Source organism: Gemmiger sp. An50, assembly GCF_002161595.1.
Taxonomy (GTDB): domain Bacteria; phylum Bacillota; class Clostridia; order Oscillospirales; family Ruminococcaceae; genus Allofournierella.
Window position 1 is genome coordinate 223,775 of record NZ_NFID01000001.1, and the last position, 18,701, is coordinate 242,475.

Here is an 18,701-nt window from a genome sequence, read left to right on the forward strand (position 1 = left end):
GATCAGCCCTCCTGTAAGGCCGCAAGGCAGCGGCCGGTCAAAACGTTTGCCAGATGGCGGCGGTATTCCTCACTGCCGCGCATGTTGCCCGCGAAGGTCAGCTGGCTCTGCATGGCAGCCTGGAAGGCTTCCAGCGCGGCCTTGTCCGCCGCGAGGGCCAGGGGTGCGTTCACCACTTCGGCCCGGGCGGGACGTGCGCCCACCACCACGCGGACCTGGCCGTCCTTCTCGGAAGCGGCAACTGCCAGCACCGGCAGGTCGGTCTCGGCGTTGCGCATGGTCTGGTAGACCGGGCGGCGGCCGTTCTTCTTCACGAAAATGCGCACCAGGATGTCCCGGTCGGCGGGCATTTTTGCGTACTGCTCCAGCGGCATGCGGCCGGCCTTGAACAGCTCCACCTCGCAGTCCAGCGCCAGCAGCGCGCAGAGCAGGTCGGAGAAGCCGAACCGGGCTGCGATGCTGCCGCCCAGGGTGGCGCAGTTGCGGAACTGCACGCCCACGATGTGGCGGGTCATTTCCTTAAACAGACCGCCGAAGGCGCCGTTCAAAGCTTCGCTGGTCTCCAGCTGGCGCAGGGTGACCATGGCCCCCAGCGAAAACTCGCTTTCGGTCTCTTCAATGGTATCCAGCCCCAGTCCGCTCAGGTCCACAAGGGTGCCCACCCGGCGGCGGGTCAGGCGCAGCCAGCAGCCCCCGGCCAGCAGGGTGGTGCTGCGCTTCTGGTTCAGCTGCCAGGCCTCTTCCAGCGTGGCTGCCTTCACATATTGCTGTGCGGTAAACATGCCTCACAGTCTCCTTTCCGTTTTCTTTGGAGCAAGGCCCCGGTCAAGGGCATTCGTTCTCACTTTAATTTTAGCAAAGCGGCAGGGCCTTGTCGAGAGAAAAGACCCCCACGCGCACAAAAAAAAAGACCCGCCTTAGTTTGTAAGACAGGTCTTTGTGGTGCCTCCGATCGGAATCGAACCAATGACACGGGGATTTTCAGTCCCCTGCTCTACCAACTGAGCTACAGAGGCATTTTTTGGTGGAAGTTACAGGGCTCGAACCTGTGACCCTCTGCTTGTAAGGCAGATGCTCTCCCAGCTGAGCTAAACTTCCAGACAAAAAAATGGAGCGGCTTACGAGGCTCGAACTCGCTACCTCCACCTTGGCAAGGTGGCGCTCTACCAGATGAGCTAAAGCCGCTTATAGTATTGGTCGGAGTGGCGGGATTCGAACCCACGGCATCCTGCTCCCAAAGCAGGCGCGCTACCAGCTGCGCTACACCCCGTTGTGTTCAGGGCCCCTGTTCGTTGGGTGCTTGATTAGTATACTCAATTTTGGGCCAGGTGTCAACACCTTTTTGCAAAAAATTTTAAAAAAATTTGCGGGGCCCGAAAACCCCGCAAAATCAGATTTTATTCCGCTTACTGCTGGTGCTCCAGCTTGGCCTCCACCTCGGCCTCCTCGTTCTTGATTTCCCAGTGGATCAGGAAGGTCAGCGCGGCCCGCAGCACGATGATCGCACCCACGATCAAAATCTCGCTCATCTGGCGCACCACCACGGTACGCAGAATCTCGCTGCCCAGCTTGAACTCAAGACCCATGGCCATGCCCTTGGCCAGCTTGAGCCGGGTCAGGGGGTCCCGCCGCAGATAGTTCCAGATGCCCCGGATGCCAGCGGCGATCAGAACCGCCACGCCCATGAACTCAAACAACAGGATGGCGGCCTCCACGATCAGGTGCAGCACCTCGTTCAACAGTTCCATTGTGTTCTCTCCTTTTTATTCGCTGTGTCGGCTTTGCGCCCACTGGTCCAGCCGGTCCAGCGTTTCCTCGCTGAACACCGGCAGGCCGTTTTCCAAAAGCAGGCCGGCGGCCACCCCGTTGCCCGGCACCAATGTACCGGTAAAGCTGCCGTCGTAAATCGCCCCGCACCCGCAGGAGGGGCTGCGGGCTTTCAGCACCGCCGCTTCGCACCCGGCCAGCCGGGCAAGGGCCAGCGCCTCGGCCGCGCCCTTTTCGTATTGGGCGGTCACATCCTGCCCGTCCCGGTTCACCACCCGGCTGCCCTGCCGCTCGGCGGGGGTGCGGGGGGTGGGCAGGCCGCCGTAGATCTCCGGGCAGACCGGCACCGGGGTGCAGTCATGGCTTTTGAGCCAGTGCACAAGGGGCCCGTTCTGTTTTGCGGCCCCGTCATACCGGCAGGCGCAGCCCAAAAGGCACGCCGATACCAGCAGCTTCATCTTCTCCACCCCGCGTTTCGATTTTTTTGCTTCGGGCATGAACGCCCTGCTTTCCTAGGCGGCACCGCATGATTCCAGGTGGTGGAGCGCGCCGGAAAATTTTTTGCGGGATGAACCAAAAAGCACAGACAAGCCTTGGTGGCTTGACGAGCATTTTTGGAAAATCCCACGGAAAATTTTGGCGCGATACGCCGCCTGAGCCGCTAGGCGTGAATTGTGCGGTGTTGCCTTGTCTATAACTATACCATACGGAATTGCCCGGCGAAAAGAGGTTCTATGACTTTGTTACAGAGTTTTACCCATTTTAATGATAGGATAAGAACGAAGAAACCAATCGAATGTATCCCGAACCTTTAAGGAGGTCGTTTTTTATGGCAATGTTTTCTGTTACCACCCAGGATTTTGAAAAAACCGTGATCGAATCTGCCACCCCGGTGCTGGTGGAGTTCACCGCTCCCTGGTGCGGCTACTGCCGCCGCCTGGCTCCCGTGCTGCAGCGCATGAGCGCCGACGAGGGCATGCCCGCCATCGCCGCCGTGAACATCGACGAGGAGCCCGCTCTGGCCGAGCGCTTTAAAGTAGATACCATCCCCACCCTGCTGCTGTTCCAGAAGGGCAGCCACGGCCCGGCCCTGGTGGCCCCCTCCACCGCCGCTCAGATCAAGGAGTGGCTGGCCGGTCAGGAGGTGTGAGCCATGATGGAAAAACTGTGGGACGTTGTGATCGTGGGCGGCGGCCCCGCCGGATATTCCGCCGCGCTGTACGCGGTGCGGGCGGGTTATTCCACTCTGGTGGTGGAGATGCTCAGCCCCGGCGGCCAGATGGCCACCACCAACGCCATTGAAAACTACCCTGGCTTCGTGGAGAGCGTGGACGGCTTTGAGCTGGCCATGACCATGCAGCAGCAGGCGGAGAAATTCGGCAGCGAGACCTTGTATGCTCAGGTGACCGCGGTGCAGCTGGCCGGGCCGGAAAAGACCCTGACCACCACCGAGGGCACCCTGCGGGCGAAGGCCGTGATCTTCGCCACCGGTGCGGACCCCCGCCCCCTGGGCCTGCCCGGGGAGGACGGCCTGCGTGGCCGTGGCGTGGCCTACTGCGCCACCTGCGACGGCGGCTTCTACCGGGGCAAGACCGTGGCCGTGGCCGGCGGCGGCAACTCCGCCGCTGAGGACGCGCTCACCCTTTCCAAGCTCTGCAAAAAGGTGTACCTGATTCACCGGCGGGATACCCTCAGCGCAACCCGCAGCTATTTGAAGCCGCTGGAAAAGGCCGAGAACATCGAGTTTCTGTGGAACAAGCAGGTCACCGGCTTTGAGGTGGACGGCACCCTCACCGGCCTGACCCTCACCGACACCAAAACCGGCGAGGGAAGCCAGCTGCCGGTGGACGGCCTGTTCGTGGCCATCGGCCGCCAGCCCAACACCTGGCTGGTGAAGGACCAGCTGGAGCTGGACCGCCAGGGCTACATCGTGGCGGACGAGAGCTGCCGCACCAGCCAGCCTGGCGTGTTCGCCATCGGCGACGTGCGCACCAAGCCCCTGCGCCAGGTGGTCACCGCGGTGGCCGACGGCGCCACCGCCAGCAAATACCTGGAGGAGTACCTGAACGGGCTGGACTGATTGATCCCCTGTTCCATTTTGACGTTTTGCTTTTTTCCTTTTCCGGTTTTCCACACTGCGGGCGCTGCCCAGTGGAAAACCCGCGAAATTTCCTTCTTCTTTTCCCCAAACAAAAGGCGGCGGCCGTTCCTGAAACTCGGGAACGGCCGCCGCCTTGTTTGTTGATTTTGTTCAGCAGTACAGACCGTTGGCGGTCATGTAGTCGGCGATCTCCTTGCCGTGCTGCTGCTCCTGCTGCTGGATGGCGGTCAGCGCGCTGCGGGCCGCCGGGTCGGAAAATTCAAACACCGCGGTGTTGTACACCCCGGAAACGAACTTCTCGGTGGCCAGCACGTCCGCCAGCAGATAGGCGTCGCTCTTCTTCTCGGCCCGGCTCACCTGCGCCCGCTGGGGCTCGGGCTGGGCCTTTTTGGCATTCTGGCTCTGGCCCGGCTTCAACGTGGGGGTCTCGCCCGCCAGCATGCCGGTCACGGTGTCGTAGTGGTTCTGCTCGGCCTTTTCCAGCCGGGCGAACATCTGCTTGAGCGCCGGGTCAAAGGCAGCCTCGGCGGCCTTGTGGTACTTCTCGGCGCAGGTCTTTTCCTCGTTTTGCAGGTCCTTCAAAAGGCTCTGCTCCTTTTTGGTCAGGTTCATGACGCGTCCTCTCCTTTTCTCAAAAAGGCCCGATGCTCCGGGCTTCTGGCATCAGTATGCCTCAGAAAAGGGAGAATTATGCGTCTTACTCCACCCGCCGCCGGGCCGACGAGCTGGGAATGCCCAGCTCCTCCCGGTATTTGGCCACGGTGCGCCGGGCCACCGGCAGGTTCACCGCCTCCAGCGCCGCCCGCAGGGCCTCGTCGGACAAAGGCTTCGCCGGGTCCTCGGCCTGCACAAAGCGCAGCAGCTGGCGCTTGATGCTCTCGCTGCTCACCTGGCCGCCCTCCACCGGCACACCGGCGGAGAAGAAGCGCTTCAGCGGCAGGCTTTTGCCCTCAAACTGCAGGGTCTTGCCCTGCACCGCACGGCTCACGGTGGAAAGGCTCAGCCCCAGGCTCCGGGCCATCTGGGTCAGGGTCATGGGTTTGAGCGGCCCGCCCCGCAAAAAGAAGTCCTGCTGGTCCTGGGCCAGCTGACGCAGCAGCCGCACCAGGGTGCTCTCCCGCTCCGCCACCGCCCGCAGCAGCTGCTGGGCCTCGGTGCGGCGCTCCTTTAAATAGATCCTGGCCTCGGGGGTGCCGCTTTCCTGCAGCAGCGTGCAGTTCTGCTCGTTCAATTGCAGCCGGGGGGCCAGCCGCCGTTCCAGCTCGATGGTCACCTGGCCGTTCTCCCGGCGGAACACCGCCTCCGGGATCTGATAGGCCAGCGGCCCCGCGCCGTACCCCTGTGCCGGGCGGGGGTTCAGCGCCCGCACCGCCTTGGCCGCCGCCTGGGCCTGGGCCGGGGTGCATTCCAGCAGCCGGGCAATGGCGGTCATGTTGTTTTTGGCCAGCAGCTCCAGCCCCTGGCGCACCAGGCGAACCGTGTGCTCGTTGAAATCCTTGGTCTGGGCCAGCTGTAACACCAGACACTCGGGCAGGGTGCGGGCGGCCACGCCCGCGGGCTGCAGGCTCTGCAATACATACAGTGCCTGCTCCATCTCAAATACGCTCACGCCCCGGTCGGCGGCCAGGTCCTCCAGCGAGAATTCCAGAAAACCGTTCTCGTTCAGACATTCCGCCAGATAATCCGCCAGGCGGCGCAGCTCGTCGGACAGGCGGGGCAGGTGCAGCAGCTGCTCGTGCAGCGCCTGGGTCAGGCTCTCGCCCCGGTCGGCCGGGTCGGCCAGCGTGGCCATCCGGTCCCATTCCCCGTCGCCGCCACGGCCCCATTCGCCCAGGCCCCCTCCGGCGGGCAGGTCCCACACCGCGGCGCTCTCACTGCCGGTGGCCTCCCACCGGTCCGCCTCGCCGCCGTTCTCCTCGGCGGCAGGCTCCGCCGGGTCCGGCAGGTGCATCTCTTCGGGCAGCTCCAGTTCCAGCAACGGATTCTCCAGCGCCTTCTCCTGCAAAAACTCCTGCAATTCCAGCACCGGCATCTGTAAAATCTCCAGCGAATGGCGCAGCCCCTGGCTGAGTACCTGCCGCTGCTCCTGCTGCTGTATCAGTTCCATGCTCTTCCACTCTCTTTCCGTTGGTCCGTAGTCAGCTATTATTATAGCGTTTTCCACATATTCCGGCAAGCTTTGCGCATTCCTTCGTCGCTATGCACAAAAATCGCCCCACCCTTTTTTAACAAAAGCTTTACCCGGCGATGATATCCCCTTCACATGGCCATGCTATAATAACGTATACTCGTAATTTTTTTGCCGCCAAGGAGGCGCACCATGATCATCACCCCCCACCACATCAAGGAAAACAAACAGATTCAAACCTACATCCGCCGGGCGGACGACACCCTCGCCGCCATGGGATACACCGAACACAGCACCGCCCACGTGGCCCGTGTGGCCCATTTTGCCGAGAAGATCCTGACCCATCTGGGTTACTCTCAGCGCACCTGCCAGCTGGCCTGGATCGCGGGCTACATGCACGACATCGGCAACGTGATCAACCGGATCGACCACGCCCAGTCCGGCGCGGTGATGGCCTTCCGCATTCTGGACAATCTGGGCATGGAGGCGGACGAGATCGCCACCGTGTGCTCGGCCATCGGCAACCACGACGAGGCCACTGCCTACCCGGTGAACCCGGTGGCGGCGGCGCTGATCCTGGCCGACAAGACCGACGTGCGCCGCAGCCGGGTGCGCACCAAGGACCCGGCCCAGTTCGACATCCACGACCGGGTGAACTACGCGGTGGAGAAGGCGTCCACCACCCTCACCGACGACGGCGCGGTGCTGCTGGAGCTGACCATCGACACCGCCATCTCGCCGGTGATCGACTACTTTGAAATTTTCATGGACCGGATGCTGCTCTGCCGCAAGGCGGCGGACAAGCTGGGCCTTGCCTTCCGGCTGGTGGTGAACGGCCAGACCCTCCTGTGAGCCGCCCGGCCCAAAAGCCAGAACAAAAAACAAAAGCGCCTGCCCGGCATGTTCCCCTTTTGGGAACGCCGGACAGGCGCTTTTTTGTTGTTCGGTTTTTGCGGCGGCTCAGCCCTCGCCATAGGCGGCGCGGATGGCCTCGACGGCGGCGGTGTAAGCCTCGGTCACACCGGCCATGGCCTGCCGGGCCCCTTCCAGGTCTCCGGCCCGCAGCTGGCCCAGCTGGGCGGTGGAGCGCTCAAACAGCACATTCAGCGACAGATTGCCGCTGGTGCCCTTCAGGGAATGGGCGGCGGCTGCGGCGGCTTCCGCATCGCCCGCGTCCAGTGCCGCTTGCAGAGCGCTCAGGGTCTCATCCTGCAAAAAGCGCTTCAAAAAGCGTTCCAGCAGCGCTTCGCTGCCCATAAAACGGCCCAGGGCGCCGGTCACGTCCACGCCGCCCTGCTCCAGAATCGCCTGGGTCTGTGGGTTCATCTCAGCCTTCCTCCTTCGTTTCATACAGCGCGCGGATCTGGGGATGCACCTGCCGGAAGCATTCCAGCAGCCGGGGCGAGAACACGCCGCACTGCCCGTTCAGAATCATCTCCAGCGCCTTTTCGTGGGAAAAGGCCGCCTTATAGACTCGGGGGCTGACCAGGGCGTCGTACACGTCCGCCAGCGAGACGATCTGCGCGCCCACCGAGATCTCGTCCCCTTTCAGGCCGTGGGGATAGCCCCGGCCGTCCCACCGCTCGTGGTGGTGGAGCGCGATGTCGATGGCGTATTCGTAGGCGCTGTGGTCCCGCATCTGGGGAATGTTTTCCAAAAGCTTTGCGCCCTGGATGGTGTGGGTCTTCATCACCTCGAACTCCTCGGCCGTGAGGCGGCCGGGCTTGTTCAGGATGGCGTCCGGGATGGCGATCTTGCCCACGTCGTGCATCACCGCCGCCAGGGCGATGTCCTCCACGGTCTGCTCGCTCATGCCCGCACCCATCTCGGTGCGGGTGAGCAGCTCCCGGGTGATGCGCTGCAGCCGGCGCACATGGTCGCCGGACTCGCCGCTGCGGAACTCGATGGCCGCCGCCAGCGAGGCGATCATGCCGTGGCCCAGCTCGATGATCCGGCCTGCCTGGGCCAGCAGAGCGTCCTTCTGGCGTTCCACCACGCTGCCCAGCCGCCGCCGGGCGCGGAACAATTCCACCACGCTGCCCACCCGGCGCTGCACCAGATAAGGCACCACCGGCTTGCCGATCACGTCCATCACGCCCAGGCCGTAGGCTTCCTTCATCATCTCGTCGCCGGTCTCTGCGGTGATCAGAAACACCGGCACCTGCTCGGTGAGGCCGCGGGCATCCAGCTCCCGCAGTACCTCCAGCCCGTTCATCTCGGGCATCATCACATCCAGCAGCACGGCGCACAGCCGGCTCGGGTCTGCCAGAATAATCTCCAGACCCTGGCGGCCGTTTTCCGCCTGCTCGATGCGGTATTGCCCGGCGAATATATTCTCCAGAATCGCCCGGTTCAGCTCGTCGTCGTCCACGATGAGAAGGGTCTCCGGCGCTGCGGGATCTGCCTGCATCATTGTTGACGGGAACACAGGGTTCACTTCCTTTCCGGTTTGCAGATTTCTGCAAAAAGGGGGCGCAGGGCTAAGGCCCCGCGCCCCTTACTTACTATTATAGTATGTACCGCTGTGTCCCGTCAAATCAAATCTTTGTAACCCTTTCAAAATTCGTTTAAAAGCCGGTGTGACATAAGAAAACGGCGCCGGAAAAAGCCCGCTTTCGCGGGATTGCAGCGTCAAAGCCCCTTGACAACCACCAAGGGTGCCTGCGGGCCTTTTCCTTGCACTCCCATCAAAATCGGACCTTTTCCGGTGCAAAGCAGTTCTGCCCCAGGATTTTGGATGCAGAAAGTGCGAAAAGGGGCGGAGCAAGCCTTGGTGGCTTGCCCGACCCTTTGAACATTTTGTGCGCCAAAATCCTACGGCAGAACCGTCGTTTTCTTATGTCACCCCGGCTAAAAGGGGGATTTTCCGGTCATTCCGGGGCTTTCATGCTCTCCACCATGCTGATGTGGCGCAGCTTGCGGTGCATCACCAGGTTCACCAGCGCGCTGAACAGCAACGTGAGCAGAGCGCTGAACACGTAGCTCAGCGGTTTGATGGTTCGGCCAAACATCACCGCGTCCACCTCCACCGAGTGGATCACGAACATGTGCAGGAAAATGCCCAGCACAAGGCCCGCCAGGGTGCCGATGATCGAAAGCGCCACCGACTCCCGGTAGACGTAGGCGGAGACCTCGCTGTCGTAGAAGCCCAGCACCTTGATGGTGGCGATCTCCTTGGTGCGCTCGGTGATGTTGATGTTGGTCAGGTTGTACAGTACCACGAAGGCCAGCACACCGGCGGAAACGATCAGCACCACCACGATGATGTCGATCTTCTGCATCATGCCGCTGAAGGTGTTCTTCAGATCGCTGATCTGGTTCACGCCCGCCACGCCCTCGGTCTTGAGCAGGACGCTGTTCAAAGCGGCCCGTCCATCGGCGGAATCGTCCGCCGCGTGGCCCAGCACCAGATCGAACTCCGGCGCTTCGCCGAAGCCGGATTCATAGGTCTCGGCGCTCATGTACACGTAGTTCTCCACGTAGTTTTCCACGATGCCGTCCACCCGGAAGGTGCCGGTGCGGCCGTCCTTGTTTTCCAGGTTCACGGTGTCGCCCACCGAAAGGTTCGCCCGCTCGCTCATCTTCTCGGTGATGACCACCCCGGTCTCGGAGAAGGGCACCGCATCGCCGCTCACCCGCTCATGCAGGTCCACAAAGCTGCCGATGCGGCTGCTCTCCTGGGGCACGAACAGATAAGTCTCGAAGGTGATGTCGCCGAACTCGTTCTCGCTCTGCTCCTGGTGCACCAGGGTCCAGTCGGTCACCAGGGAGGAATCCCCCAGCACCTCTTCCAGCTCGCTGCCCTCAAATTCCTCCGGGTCCCGCACGCTCACGGTGAAGTCGTAGGTGAACACCTTGCCGAACTGCTTGTTCACGATGTCGCTGATGGAATCGTGCAGGCCGAAGCCGGTCACCAGCAGGGCGGTGCAGCCCGCGATGCCCACCACCGTCATGAAGAACCGCTTTTTGTAGCGGAACAGGTTGCGGGCGGTGACCTTGTGGGTGAACTTCATCCGTTTCCACACCGGCCGCACCCGCTCCAGCAGAATGCGCTTGCCCGCCTTGGGGGCCTTGGGCAGCATCAGGGTGGCGGGGGTCTCCATCAGGGTGGCCCAGCAGGCGTTCAATGTGGCCGCCAGGGTACACAGGATGGCCGCGCCCGAGGCGATGGCCGCATAGGGAAAATTAAACAAACAGTATATCTTCGGCAGAGTATACATCATGGAGTAGGCATTCCAGATGACGGTGGGGAACAGATTGAAGCCCACCAGCAAACCGAATACACAGCCCGCGACGGTGGCGGTCATGGCGTAGATCACATACTTTGCCATGATGGATTTTTTGCTGTAGCCCAGCGCCTTCATGGTGCCGATCTGCAGCCGCTCCTCCTCCACCATGCGGGTCATGGTGGTCAGGGCCACCAGCGCCGCCACCAGGAAGAAGAACACCGGGAACACCCGGGCAATGGCCTCCACCTTCTGCACGTTGGATTTCAGCGAGGCGAAGCTCACGTTCTCGTCCCGGGTGAGCAGGTACCATTCCGGCTCCTCCAGCTCGTCGATCTCATTCTGGGCGTCGTCCAGCTGCTGCTTGGCGTCCGCCAGCTGCTCCTCGGCGCTCTTTTTCTGCTCGGCGTATTCCGCCTCGCCCTCGCTCAGCTGCTGCTTGGCGTCCTCCAGCTGGGCGGTGCCGTCCTCCAGCTCGGTCCTGGCGGAATCCAGCTTTTCCTGGGCCAGCTCCAGCTCCAGCTGGGCAAGGCCCGGGGCCATGCTCAGGGCGCTCTCGCCCTTGGCGATCTGCTTTTCGCCCTCGGTGATCTGCTTTTTGGCCTCTTCCAGCTGAGCCTTGGCGTCCTCCAGCTGCTTTTCGCCCTCGGTGATCTTGGGCTCGTTTTCCGCGATCTGGGCCTTGGCTTCGTCCAGCTGGGCCTGGGTATCGTTCAGGGTCTGCTGGCCCTCGGCCAGCGCGCTGTTGGCTTCGTCCAGCAGGGCCTGGGCCGCGTCCGCCTGGCTGCGGGCGGTCTCGGCCTGGCTGGCCGCCAGGTCCAGTGCCTGCTGGGCGGTGTCCAGCTCGGTCTGGGCGGTCTGCACCCTGGCCTCGGCCTCGGTGCGGGCCGCCAGCAGCGGGGCGGCCTCCTCGGGCTTCTGGGCGGCCCATTCCTCTTCGGTCAATTCGCCCCGGGCCGCGTCGATGGCCGCCTGGGCATTGGTCAATTCGGTGTTGGCCGCGTCCAGATTGGCGGAAGCCTCGTCCCGTTTGGTTTCGGCCTCAGCGCGGGCGGCCTCCAGCTGGTCGGCCAGCTGCTTGGCGCTGTCCACCGTGGGCTGCAGCTCATCCACCCGGGCCTGCAATTCGGGCAGGGCTTCCTGGGCCTTGGTCAGGGTGGGCTCCAGCAGCTCCACCAGCTGCTTCGCCTGCTCCAGCTGCTGTTTGGCATCCGCCAGCTCCTGGCTCTTCTGCTCCACCTGGGCCACGCCCGCCTCATATTCCGCCTTGGCGTCGATCAGCTTGGCCTGGGCGTCCGCCAGCTGCTGCTGCTGGGCGGTCAGGGTGCCGGGCAGGCTTTCCTTATTGGCATCCAGCTCAGCCTGGCCGTCCTCGATCTCCTTCTGGGCGCTTGCCAGCTTTTTCTCGTTCTCTTCGATCTCGCTGCGGCCGTCCTCCAGCTCTTCCTCGGCGTCCGCCAGCTTTTGCTCCGCTTCGGCCTTGGCGTCCTCATATTCCGCGGTGGCATCGGCCAGGGCCTCCTCGGCCTCGGTCTTCACCTGCTCATAGCGGATGCGGCTGCGCTCGCCGCTGATGTCCTCGATCTTCTGGGCGGTCAGGTCCACATAATCGGTGTAGGCGTCGGTGAGGCTGTCATAGGCCTTGGCGCCCTCCACCTGCACATAGATGTCGGTCCACACGTCCAGCGCGAAGTTCTGTTCGCCGGTGTAGAGCACCACGTCCACGGTGCCGTCGCCCACGCTGGCGCTTTCCCGCTCGATGGAAAAATAGGCGCTGGTGCTCACCACACCCACCACCTTCAGCTCCTTGCGGGTGAAGGTGTCCTCCCAGTCCTCATTATCCGGCGAGATGGTCAGGGTGTCGCCCACCGAAAAGCCCATGGCGTGATAGTCGGAGCCTTCCTCCACCACGCACTCGTCCTCCTTCACCGGCAGGCGGCCTTCCACCACCTCCATCCGGTTCAGGTAGCCCTGGGGCTCCTTTTCCTCGATCTGGTCCAGCGGCACGCTCTGGATGCGGGCGACCAGTCCGTCGCCGGAGGGGGTGTTCACGATAGCGTCCGCCGAGTAGGCGGGCATCACCTGCTCCACCCCGTCGATGGCGCGCACCGCCTCCACATCCTCGTTGGTCAGGCCCAGAGTGCCCACGATGCGCAGGTCGAACAGGTCGGTCTCGTCGAAAAAGCGGTCGGCGGAATAGCGCATATCCGGCGTGGTGGCCAGCAGACCCGCCAGAAAGCCCACGCCCAGGGCCACAATCGCAAAAATGGCCAGAAACCGGCTCAGGCTCTGGCGGATGGTGCGCACCACCGTTTTGCGGTATGTACGTTTCATGATTTACCACTCGATCCTTTCCACGGGGGTGGGGTTCTCGTTCACCTCCACACCGGCCACCTGGCCGTTGCGGATGTGGATCACCCGGTCCGCCATGGCGGTGAGGGCGGAGTTGTGGGTGATCACGATGACGGTGCGGCCGGTCTGGCGGCAGGTGTTCTGCAGCAGGGCCAGCACCTGCTTGCCGGTCTTGTAGTCCAGCGCGCCGGTGGGCTCGTCACACAAAAGGATCTTGGGGTTTTTGGCCAGCGCCCGGGCGATGGACACCCGCTGCTGCTCGCCGCCGGAAAGCTGGGCCGGGAAGTTGTCCATCCGGTGCTCCAGCCCCACCTGGCGCAGGGTCTGCTCGGCGGGAAGCGGCTCCTTGCTGATCTCGCCCGCCAGCTCCACGTTCTCCAGCGCGGTCAGGTTCTGCACCAGATTGTAGAACTGGAACACGAAGCCCACATCGTAGCGGCGGTAGCGGGTGAGCTGCTTCTGGTTATAGGCGCTCACCTCCTGGCCGTCCAGATAAATGCGGCCCTCGTCGCAGCCGTCCATACCGCCCAGCATGTTCAGAACGGTGGTCTTGCCCGCGCCGGAAGGCCCCACGATCACGCAGAATTCTCCCTTGTTGATGAAAAACGAGACGTGATCTGCCGCCGCGATGCGGTTTTCACCCATCTGGTAATATTTACACACGTTGTCGAATTCCACAAAATGCCGTTCCATTGCGTCGCTCCTTTGGGGGAATGGCTCCCCTGTGATTACCTTTATTATAAACAAAGTTTTTCGGCCACACAACCAACAATCCGGGTACAATTCATGAAATTTTTAAGAAATCCGCCCAAAATTTTTCCAGTCGGAACGCAAAAAAGCCCCCGCCGTTCCCGGCGGGGGCAAAGATTATTCGCCGTGGATCTGGGGCAGCGGTCCGCCGAAGTCGAAGGTCAGCTCCAGCCGGCCGTTCACCGGCTTCCAGCCCGCCCGCAGACGGCTCTCCACCGCGCCGGTGTGGGCGGGGTCGGCCAGCATCAGCAGAGCCAGATACTGGTCGTGGCCGTAGCGGCAGCACACATCGCCCCGGCGCAGGGCCTGGCTGAGCAGAAAACGCAGCTCCTGGTCCGCCCCGGCGCCGGCCGCGCCCGGCTGACCGCCCGCGCCCACCAGCAGCAGCACCGCGGTCTGCCCGGTGCGGGCCGCCTGCCGCCGGGCCATGGCATACAGCATGGGCAGCTGGTCGTACTCGCAGAAATAGGGGCCCGGAGGGGCGTTCTTCTCGTGGCCCTCCAGCTTCTGGCGGATGCGCAGCATCTCCTCCCGGCCCCGGCTCTCGCCCTCGGTGGCCCATTGATGGATGGCCCGCAGCCGGGCCGGCGGGGCCTGGCCCTGCCGCTTCATGAGCATCTCGGTCAAAAGCGGATACTGGCTGCGCACCGCCGCCTTCATGTTCAGCTCCTGCATGGCCGCAAACCGCACGATCTGCAGCTCCATGTCGTCCGGGAAGAGCAGCAGCGCCTCGCCGCACACGGCCAGCGCCCGGCGCGCGCCCGCCCGGTCCCGGTCCTCCAGCAGCAGCGCCGCCGCCCGCCGGGCAGCGGCCAGCCAGCCGTCCCGCACCAGGGCCGCCTGCCCAGCCACCCAGGGCCGGTCCGCCAGCTGGGGCAGAAAATCGCCGCAGCAGATGCCGTCCAGCTCCTCCCAGGCCGCCAGGGCCAGGGCCTTGTCCGGCTGGTTCACCGCCTGCTCGGCCAGCCGCCCCGCCTGCCACAGGTCCACCTCCAGCGCAAGGTCCGGCGCAAGGCGATACTGCTTGTCCTCCACGGTGACCAGCTCCCGCTCCACGCCCCGCTGCTCCAGCAGACGGCGCAGCGAGTAGGCGGCGTTTTTCAGCGCGCCCGCCGGGTTGTGGCTCTCCTCTTCGGTCCACAAAAGACCGGCCAGCGCCTCGTTGGAAAGGGGCGCGCGCCCATTCAGCGCCAGCAGGGCCAGCAGCTCCAGATTTTTGTTGATGCGTTCGCCCCGGCGCACCAGAAGCTTCTCGTCCAGCCAGACGGCCAGCCCGCCAAAGGTCTCCACCCGCATGCTGTGCTGCTCCATGCTCCGCTCCTTCCGCGCCGCCCGCGAGGGCTCCGGCGCTGTTGTTTTTTCCCATTATACCGGCTTTGGGACGTTTTGTATAGCCGGTTTGTATGATTAAAAGGCCCGGGGCATGGCCCCGGGCCTTTTGCTTGTTTGATTACAGGGTGTCTTCCGCCCGTACCACGGCCTTGCCGGTGTTCACCTCCAGGTCGAAGAAGGGACGCTGGTCCTCGTTTTCCACCACCCGCTTGTACAGCGAGGAGGAAACCTGGCCAAACAGCTCCACCTGGCCCATGTTGCATTCCAGCGCGTAGCCGTACTGCTCCGGCTGGGGGGTGCGCAGGGTCACGCTGCCCGCGTTCACCTCCACCTTCGCCTCGCCATTCACGGTGCCGCTCACATCCACGCTGCCGGCGTCGGCGCTCAGGTCCATGGAATCGGCCTGCACCCGGCGCAGCTGCACGCTGCCCGCCTGCACATCCACTTCCAGATTCCCGCAGTCCAGCTCCTCGCCGGTGATACTCCCGGCGCTGCACTCCAGCTCCACCGCATCGTACCAGGCGTCCCGGGGCAGCACCACCTCCACCACGTCGCCGTCGCCGTGGCTGCGGCTGTGGTTGTGGTCCGAGTGCACGGTCAGCGTCCAGACGCCGTTTTCTCGGCTGCTGTCCACCAGGATGCCGTCGCAGCCACCGGTGTTCAGCGCAAAATCATCGCCCAGGGTCAGCTCCAGACGGCCCGCCTCCACGGTGAAGTCCAGCCGCTGCACGTCGCCGGTGCTGTGGGGGATCTGCCGGTCTCCCGAACCCGCCAGAGAAAACGACGGGTCATTCACCGCCACCGAATCGGCAGCAATGCCGGACCAGCACTTCTCATCGTCTCTGTCCCACTCCCAGTGCCAGCCCCACATGGGCTTTGTGCCGGAAATCAGGTTGTTGCGGCGGAAGGCGTCGCTCCACACGCCGCCCGTAATAGCGCCCAGCGCGCAGAGAAGGATGCCGGGGATCAGCAGCCCCAGCGCCGCCAGGAAGCAGTATTTTACCAGACGTTTCATTGCTCATTCCCCCCTGCCTTATTCTGTTCCAGCTTTGCTTTCGCCCAGTTCCAGCCCCGCACGGTCATGCGCCAGAGCCAGACCAGCAGCATAAACAGCGCAAACCCGACGCCCAGCATCGCAAAGCCCAGGGCGATGTCCAGCACGCCCAGGCCCGCCACCAGCAGGGCGGTGCCCACGCCGGTCCAGATGGTCAGAAAGCCCTTGACCACCACCACGACGCCCGCGATCACCACCAGCGCACCGCTGAAGACCAGCGCGGCCCCGGTGATGACCACCGTCGCCAGCAAGCCCAGCACGGTACCCAGCACACTCAGCCACAGGGGCGACAGGATCAGCGCCGCCGCCACGACCGCCACCCAGAACAGGGTGCGGTTGTCGTTTTTCTGGGCCGCGCCCGGATACTGGGGCGGATTCGCGTATTGGGCCGCGCCCGCTGCTGGACCCGCCGTCTGTCCGGCGCCCGGCGCCTGGTAGCGGGGCGGGATGCGGCTGCCCGGCACGTTGGCCTTGATGATGGCGGCCACCTTTTCCGGGCTGCCCAGCTCGGCCAGCACCGCCTGCTCCTGCTCGGGGCCTGCCTCGTCAAAATATTCCTCGTAGTAGCGCAGGGCCTCTTCCCGTTCCTCTACGGTCACATCCGCCAGAAGACGGCTCAGCCGCTGCAAAAATTCCTGTTTCGTCATTGGTTCTCTTCCCCCTCCAGCAGCATGGAATCGATCTGCTTTTTATACTCGGTCCACTCCGCCCGGTACTGTGCCAGCGCCCGGGCTCCCGCCTCGGTGAGCCGGTAGTACCGGCGGTTGCGCCCGGCAAACGCCTGGTCGTAGGTTTCCAGGTACCCTTCCTTCTGCAGGCGGCGGAGCACCGGGTACAAAGTGCTCTCGCTCACCGTCATGATCCTGCGCACATCCTGGGTGATCCGGTACCCGTAGGTGGGTTCCTTCGCCGCCGTGCTCAGCACCAGCGCATCCATCAGCGCCGCTCCGTTGTTGAACGCCACGCCGTCGCCTCCCTTTCTGTTTCTGATAATATTATATTTCGTATAATATTAAATGTCAATATAATATTATGTGAACAAAAAAGAACAGCCCCGGGTGTTCCCGGAGCTGTTCTTGTGCGTCAGCTGTTTTGTCCCTTTTTGAAGATGATGAGCTTGGAGAAAATATAGTTGAACAGGATGACCAGCACCTGGTCCAACAGCTTCACCGCCAGGAACCAGAGCCCCTGCCAGCCTTCCGGAACCAGGGCCGCGCCGATCAGGTCCACGCCCACCCACATGATGGCCACGTCCATGACCAGGGTGCCCAGACGGCAGCCGATGAAGGAGGCGAACTCCCGCAGGGCATCCATGCCTTTGCTGTGGCTGCGGAACACCCAGATGCGGTTGGTGCAGTAGGCGAACAGAATGCAGATCACATTGTCCAGCAGGGTGTTCCAGGTGGTGGGCATGCCCATCCAGCGGAACACCAGCGCCAGCACGATGTTCAGCAGCGTGGCCAGACCGCCGAAGAACAGGTAGGCCAGCTGCTCGTAATATTTCTCGATCAGCCCTTTCAGCTTTTCGATCATCCCTCGATGACCTCCACGGTCTTCATCACAACGGGGGTCACGGGGCGGTCCTGGAAGCCGGTGGGAGTGTTGGCGATCTCGTCCACCACGTCCATGCCGTTGACCACGCGGCCGAAGGCAGCGTAGCCGCCGTCCAGATGGGGAGCGTCCTCATGCATGATGAAGAACTGGCTGCCGGCGGAGTTGGGGTCCATGGCGCGGGCCATGCTGATCACGCCGCGCTCGTGCTTGATGGGGTTCTTCCAGCCGTTGCGGGCGAACTCGCCCTTGATGTGCCAGCCGGGGCCGCCCATGCCGGTGCCGTCCGGGCAGCCGCCCTGGATCATGAAGCCGGGGATGATGCGGTGGAAGGTCAGGCCGTTGTAGAAGCCCTCGTTCACCAGCTTGAGGAAGTTCTCCACGGTGATGGGTGCGGCCTGGGCGTCCAGCTCCAGGTCGATGGTCTTGCCGTTTTCCATGGTGATGCGTACCATAGTAAAATCTCTCCATTCCTTGTTTTTTCATGGAGCGCCCGCAGCGGACGCCCGCGCAAAAAAGAAAGGCAGCACCGCACAATTCCAGGTGGTGGAGCGCGCCGGAAAACTTTTTGTGATATGAACCAAAAAGCGCAGCCAATCCTTGGTGGATTGGCGAGCATTTTTGGAAAATAGCACGGAAAATTTTGGCGCGACACACCGCCTGAGCCGTTAGGCGTGAATTATGCGGTGTTGCCGAAGGGCGGCCCGGCGCACAGCCGTACGCCGGGCCGCCCTTTTCGGCTATTATAACATACTTTTTCCGCCGGGCACAGGGAAAAATCAGCCCTCCAGCTGGGCGGCCTGCTCAATGAGCTTGGCGCAGGCATCAATGCCCAGGGCCGCGTTCAGGCACATGTCGTAATACTGTGCCTCGCCCCAGCGGTTCTGGGTGTAGTAATTATAATAGGAGGCGCGGCGCTTATCCTCCTTCTGGATGCTCAGCTCCATGATCCGGTCCTCGGTGCCGGGGGCGAAATCCCCCGCCGCCAGGGCAAACTTTTTGCGGAAGTCCATGGTGGCGTGCAGGAAGACCTTGAGCACGTCCGGCCGGTCCCGCAGCACGTAGTCGGCGCAGCGGCCCACGATCACGCAGGGGCCCTTTTCCGCCAGCTGGGAAACGATGTGGGACTGGATGATGTAGACCTGATCGTTCAGCGGCAGATCGCCGCCCATGGTGTACAGGCTGTACAGCAGGCTGGCGGAGTGGCGCTTTTCCACCGCCGCGATGGACTCCTCGGAAAGGCCGCTCTCCTTGGCGGCCATGGTGATGAGCTCCTTGTCGTAGAACGGGATGTTCAGATCCTGGGCCACCTTACGGGCGATGTCCAGACCGCCGGTGCAGTGCTCACGGCTGATGGTGATGATGTTGCGCTTCATACAATTGACCCCCTTTATGGCGGTGTTTCCGCCTTGTGGCTTTATTTTCGCGCGGCATGAAACA

19 protein-coding genes and 4 tRNA genes are annotated in these 18,701 nt (G+C 63.1%); 3 read left to right on the forward strand and 20 right to left on the reverse strand.

The window, feature by feature from the left end:
- Nucleotides 1-2: 2 nt before the first annotated feature.
- The 7 genes from B5G03_RS01040 to B5G03_RS01070 all read right to left on the reverse strand — a co-directional run bounded on the left by B5G03_RS01040 (nucleotide 3) and on the right by B5G03_RS01070 (nucleotide 2,225).
- Nucleotides 3-782, reverse strand: coding sequence for an FAD binding domain-containing protein (locus B5G03_RS01040; RefSeq protein ID WP_087179968.1), 780 nt, complete (start codon nucleotides 780-782; stop codon nucleotides 3-5).
- Between the two features lie 158 nt (nucleotides 783-940).
- Nucleotides 941-1,016, reverse strand: a tRNA-Phe gene (locus tag B5G03_RS01045).
- A gap of 6 nt (nucleotides 1,017-1,022) precedes the next feature.
- Nucleotides 1,023-1,098: transfer RNA gene (locus B5G03_RS01050), tRNA-Val, on the reverse strand.
- A gap of 11 nt (nucleotides 1,099-1,109) precedes the next feature.
- Nucleotides 1,110-1,185: transfer RNA gene (locus B5G03_RS01055), tRNA-Gly, on the reverse strand.
- 9 nt (nucleotides 1,186-1,194) lie between these two features.
- Nucleotides 1,195-1,270, reverse strand: a tRNA-Pro gene (locus B5G03_RS01060).
- 136 nt (nucleotides 1,271-1,406) lie between these two features.
- Nucleotides 1,407-1,748, reverse strand: a complete 342-nt coding sequence (locus tag B5G03_RS01065) for a DUF1622 domain-containing protein (RefSeq protein ID WP_087179969.1) — start codon at nucleotides 1,746-1,748, stop codon at nucleotides 1,407-1,409.
- 15 nt (nucleotides 1,749-1,763) lie between these two features.
- Nucleotides 1,764-2,225 (reverse strand): 2-thiouracil desulfurase family protein, encoded by a 462-nt coding sequence (locus tag B5G03_RS01070; RefSeq protein ID WP_087180125.1) that lies wholly within the window; start codon nucleotides 2,223-2,225, stop codon nucleotides 1,764-1,766.
- 371 nt (nucleotides 2,226-2,596) lie between these two features.
- On the opposite strand from B5G03_RS01070, the gene B5G03_RS01075 reads away from it, so the two are divergent.
- Both B5G03_RS01075 and trxB read left to right on the forward strand, forming a co-directional pair.
- A complete protein-coding gene (locus tag B5G03_RS01075; RefSeq protein ID WP_087179970.1) occupies nucleotides 2,597-2,917 on the forward strand; it encodes a thioredoxin family protein in 321 nt (106 codons plus the stop codon).
- Nucleotides 2,918-2,920: 3 nt separating this feature from the next.
- Nucleotides 2,921-3,847 (forward strand): thioredoxin-disulfide reductase, encoded by a 927-nt coding sequence (gene trxB / locus B5G03_RS01080; protein WP_087179971.1) that lies wholly within the window; start codon nucleotides 2,921-2,923, stop codon nucleotides 3,845-3,847.
- A 171-nt stretch (nucleotides 3,848-4,018) separates the two neighbouring features.
- Here trxB and B5G03_RS01085 read toward each other — a convergent pair whose 3' ends face one another.
- Together B5G03_RS01085 and rpoN are read right to left on the reverse strand one after the other, a co-directional pair.
- Nucleotides 4,019-4,480, reverse strand: coding sequence for a spore coat protein (locus tag B5G03_RS01085; RefSeq protein WP_087179972.1), 462 nt, complete (start codon nucleotides 4,478-4,480; stop codon nucleotides 4,019-4,021).
- An 85-nt stretch (nucleotides 4,481-4,565) separates the two neighbouring features.
- The gene (rpoN, locus tag B5G03_RS01090) at nucleotides 4,566-5,975 is read right to left on the reverse strand and encodes an RNA polymerase factor sigma-54 (RefSeq protein WP_087179973.1); all 1,410 of its coding nucleotides are present in this window, start codon (nucleotides 5,973-5,975) and stop codon (nucleotides 4,566-4,568) included.
- Nucleotides 5,976-6,188: 213 nt separating this feature from the next.
- Here rpoN and B5G03_RS01095 point away from each other — a divergent pair, with 213 nt between their 5' ends.
- On the forward strand, nucleotides 6,189-6,848 hold the full coding sequence (locus B5G03_RS01095) for an HD domain-containing protein (RefSeq protein ID WP_206423586.1): 660 nt from the start codon (nucleotides 6,189-6,191) through the stop codon (nucleotides 6,846-6,848).
- A 108-nt stretch (nucleotides 6,849-6,956) separates the two neighbouring features.
- Here B5G03_RS01095 and B5G03_RS01100 read toward each other — a convergent pair whose 3' ends face one another.
- The 11 genes from B5G03_RS01100 to B5G03_RS01150 all read right to left on the reverse strand — a co-directional run bounded on the left by B5G03_RS01100 (nucleotide 6,957) and on the right by B5G03_RS01150 (nucleotide 18,637).
- Nucleotides 6,957-7,322 carry an Hpt domain-containing protein gene (locus B5G03_RS01100; RefSeq protein ID WP_162613307.1) on the reverse strand — a complete coding sequence of 122 codons (366 nt, stop codon included), beginning with the start codon at nucleotides 7,320-7,322 and terminating at the stop codon, nucleotides 6,957-6,959.
- 1 nt (nucleotide 7,323) lies between these two features.
- Nucleotides 7,324-8,424 (reverse strand): HD domain-containing phosphohydrolase, encoded by a 1,101-nt coding sequence (locus B5G03_RS01105; protein WP_343286874.1) that lies wholly within the window; start codon nucleotides 8,422-8,424, stop codon nucleotides 7,324-7,326.
- A gap of 442 nt (nucleotides 8,425-8,866) precedes the next feature.
- Nucleotides 8,867-12,556, reverse strand: coding sequence for an FtsX-like permease family protein (locus B5G03_RS17960; RefSeq protein WP_087179976.1), 3,690 nt, complete (start codon nucleotides 12,554-12,556; stop codon nucleotides 8,867-8,869).
- Nucleotides 12,557-12,559: 3 nt separating this feature from the next.
- Entirely contained in the window at nucleotides 12,560-13,267 is a 708-nt protein-coding gene (locus tag B5G03_RS01115) for an ABC transporter ATP-binding protein (protein WP_087179977.1), read from the reverse strand.
- 174 nt (nucleotides 13,268-13,441) lie between these two features.
- Nucleotides 13,442-14,635 carry an AfsR/SARP family transcriptional regulator gene (locus B5G03_RS01120; RefSeq protein ID WP_087179978.1) on the reverse strand — a complete coding sequence of 398 codons (1,194 nt, stop codon included), beginning with the start codon at nucleotides 14,633-14,635 and terminating at the stop codon, nucleotides 13,442-13,444.
- Nucleotides 14,636-14,774: 139 nt separating this feature from the next.
- A complete protein-coding gene (locus B5G03_RS01125; RefSeq protein WP_087179979.1) occupies nucleotides 14,775-15,671 on the reverse strand; it encodes a DUF4097 family beta strand repeat-containing protein in 897 nt (298 codons plus the stop codon).
- Nucleotides 15,668-16,357: a DUF1700 domain-containing protein gene (locus B5G03_RS01130; protein WP_087179980.1), complete on the reverse strand. Its 690-nt coding sequence runs from the start codon at nucleotides 16,355-16,357 to the stop codon at nucleotides 15,668-15,670. The genes B5G03_RS01125 and B5G03_RS01130 overlap by 4 nt, the downstream gene beginning before the upstream one ends.
- Nucleotides 16,354-16,674: a PadR family transcriptional regulator gene (locus tag B5G03_RS01135; protein ID WP_087179981.1), complete on the reverse strand. Its 321-nt coding sequence runs from the start codon at nucleotides 16,672-16,674 to the stop codon at nucleotides 16,354-16,356. The genes B5G03_RS01130 and B5G03_RS01135 overlap by 4 nt, the downstream gene beginning before the upstream one ends.
- Nucleotides 16,675-16,793: 119 nt before the next feature.
- Nucleotides 16,794-17,243 (reverse strand): GtrA family protein, encoded by a 450-nt coding sequence (locus B5G03_RS01140; RefSeq protein WP_087179982.1) that lies wholly within the window; start codon nucleotides 17,241-17,243, stop codon nucleotides 16,794-16,796.
- Nucleotides 17,240-17,716, reverse strand: coding sequence for a peptidylprolyl isomerase (locus tag B5G03_RS01145; protein ID WP_087179983.1), 477 nt, complete (start codon nucleotides 17,714-17,716; stop codon nucleotides 17,240-17,242). The genes B5G03_RS01140 and B5G03_RS01145 overlap by 4 nt, the downstream gene beginning before the upstream one ends.
- A gap of 324 nt (nucleotides 17,717-18,040) precedes the next feature.
- The gene (locus tag B5G03_RS01150; RefSeq protein WP_087179984.1) at nucleotides 18,041-18,637 is read right to left on the reverse strand and encodes a cytidylate kinase-like family protein; all 597 of its coding nucleotides are present in this window, start codon (nucleotides 18,635-18,637) and stop codon (nucleotides 18,041-18,043) included.
- Between the last annotated feature and the right edge of the window lie 64 nt (nucleotides 18,638-18,701).